The organism is Erwinia sp. PME.40.26/001 (assembly GCF_055556675.1).
Genome location: NZ_JBVHNP010000414.1, coordinates 1 through 239, shown reverse-complemented (window position 1 = coordinate 239; position 239 = coordinate 1). Strand labels below are relative to the sequence as shown.

Sequence of the window (239 nt, the reverse complement as noted above, 5' to 3'; positions counted from 1 at the left end):
AGTCTTGCCTGCATCGGGAGCGCTCCGGTCCACCAGCAAACGGTTCCCCAGTTCGGGATTCTTCAAAAAATATTCGCTCACAATCTGGTAGTGATTCGTCTCGTCCTTCAGGCTCTCCGGCGCCGGCCCTTCTCCGAAATCGAAATAGCGCGAGAGTCCGGTCTCCCCGGCAAGATGCGGTTCCTTGACCCACAATTCGTGGTCCCTCATGGCGTAACCGTAGGCGCGTTCCAGCCACG

General features: G+C 58.2%; 1 protein-coding gene. It reads right to left on the bottom strand.

Features of this window, described 5'->3' with window-relative positions:
• The coding region (locus ACZ3HG_RS24770) for a hypothetical protein (protein WP_465335184.1) at positions 1–239 on the bottom strand (239 nt) is incomplete at both ends.